Origin of the sequence: Mesorhizobium sp. M2A.F.Ca.ET.037.01.1.1, from assembly GCF_003998075.1 — a bacterium.
Classification (GTDB): Bacteria; Pseudomonadota; Alphaproteobacteria; order Rhizobiales; family Rhizobiaceae; genus Mesorhizobium.
In genome coordinates this window covers 1-2,085 of sequence record NZ_RZSA01001071.1, presented here as the reverse complement: position 1 = coordinate 2,085, position 2,085 = coordinate 1, and the positions used below count along the sequence as shown (strand labels likewise).

The 2,085-nt window shown below is 65.8% G+C and carries 2 protein-coding genes; one reads left to right on the top strand and one right to left on the bottom strand.

Features of this window, described 5'->3' with window-relative positions; all coding sequences use genetic code 11:
• Positions 1-1,003 (top strand): ABC transporter ATP-binding protein (locus tag EOA27_RS33485; RefSeq protein ID WP_145970725.1); only part of this gene is annotated, 1,003 nt, incomplete at its 5' end.
• Between the two features lie 97 nt (positions 1,004-1,100).
• On the opposite strand, the gene EOA27_RS33480 is transcribed toward EOA27_RS33485, so the two are convergent.
• Positions 1,101-2,085: nitroreductase family protein (locus EOA27_RS33480; RefSeq protein ID WP_127258412.1), on the bottom strand; the 985-nt coding region annotated here is incomplete at its 5' end.

Here is a 2,085-nt window from a genome sequence, read left to right as displayed (position 1 = left end):
GCTCGGCGAAACCGGTGCCGGCAAGACGACGACGCTGCGCCTGATCGCCGGGCTCGATAAGCCGACCGAGGGCCAGGTCTTCATCGACGGCGTCGACGTCGCCGACTGGGGCGCGGCCGAACGCGACGTCGCGCTGGTGCTGCAGCAATATTCGCTCTATCCGCGCTACACGGTGCGGCAGAACCTCGAATTCCCGCTGAAGCCGAAGATCCGCCGGCTGCCGGATGCCGAGATCAAGGACCGCGTCGCGCGCGCCGCCCGCACGCTTCGTATCGAACATCTGCTCGACCGCAAGACCGACCGGCTTTCCGGCGGCGAGATGCAGCGCGTCTCGATCGGCCGCGCCATCGTGCGCAAGCCGCGCGTCTTCCTGATGGACGAGCCGCTGTCTGCGCTCGACGCCAAGCTGCGCGAGGCGCTGCGCACGGAATTGAAGAACCTGCAGATGCAGCTTGGCGCCACGTTCCTGTTCGTCACGCATGACCAGATCGAGGCCATGTCGATGGGCGACAAGGTCGGCGTGCTCAACCATGGCCGCATCGTCCAGACCGGTACGCCGCATGAGATCTACAACAATCCGCGCGACACCTATGTCGCGAGCTTCGTCGGCTCGCCGCCGATGAATCTCATCGACGGCAAGCTGGTCAACGACCGCGCGGTGATGGCGCCGGTGAATTTCGAGCTGCCGCTGTCAACTGGGGCAAAGAGTTTTGGCGGGGGCAGGACGAGCGGCGCGACCGACGGTCGGCCGCTCGTCTTCGGCATCCGCCCGGAGGATGTCCATCTGGAGAGCGGCGCGCCGGTGGAAGCGCGCGTCCACGATGTCGAGAACCATGGCGTGGAGAAGATCCTGACGCTCAGGGTCGGCGACACGATGCTGCGCGCCACCGTCCCGGCCAGGACCGATGTCGCGATCGAACAGGCCGTGCGCTTTGCCTGGAACCCCGACAAGGTGGTGCTGTTCGACAAGGGCAGTGGCGTCAGCCTGCGGCATGCGGGATAGCGGCTTCGCCTGCCGCCTTATCGCACCGCGCCCGACCAGGCCGAGAACCGGCGGGCAGCCTGGCTGACGGGTCAACCGCCTCTGACCATCTCGACCATCATAGGATGACCGAAGCCACCGGCCTCCTTGGCGAAAACGGCAAGGCCGGTCCATATCCGAAGCGCATCACAATATCCGGCCTGCGGGTCTCGCCGACAATCCCCGCCAGGTCGGCGCGCAGGCGGGCGACCTCGACAGGCTGGTTGATGAACGCGAGCTTAAGTCCCAAGCTCGTCGCGGCCAAAGCGAAGCGCTGGCACGCCTGGCCGACCCTGACCCAGTGGTCGTGGTCCGGCCGCTCGGCAAAGAAGATCGCCACCCCTGCCGATGAGTCGATCTGACGGGCGTATTTCTCATTCTCCTGGGCGGCGCTGAACAACCGGTCCAAGGCGATCCGGCCAAGGCTGGTCGGCAGCACCGGCCTGCCGCTCGCGGCTGAGAAGAGCCCATCGCCTCGAGCCATTGCGCTGCGCGGGTTGAAGCGGATCCACTGCTTCAGCTCATGCATGAATGCGGGGTCATTCATCTGGTCTTCATTGCCGGCGAGGACGAGATCCCGCACCTGCTTCATCCGCCCCTGATCGGTGACAAGCGCCAGGCTCACACCCGGTATCGCGGCTGCGCGCTCAAGCTCGACGAGATCGGCGGCAGGGGTGGCGCGGCCATCATATTCGGCACGCGTCGATTGGCGTTTCGGAATGGCGTCGGCCAACGGGTCCGCTTTCGCCTCGCCCATGAGGTAGTCGTAACGGATTCCGTTGCCGTCGGCCGTAAGCGAAGCCTCGCCGGTTCGGCCAGTCGCCGCCGCGGCGAGCATGAGATTGGCCGCGGCGCATCCCAGGCTGACATAGAGATGATGATCGTCAGGGTCGACGACCGGGGTCCGCCTCTGAAGGTCTGGCCGGATCTCGATTGCTTGCCCTTCAAGCTGGAACCGCCAGGGCTGCGTATTATGGCTATTGGCCGCCAAGGTTGCGTAACGGACGATGGCCCCAAGATCGGGCGTCAGGCGGTCACGCAATCCGGCGGCGAAGACCTCATAC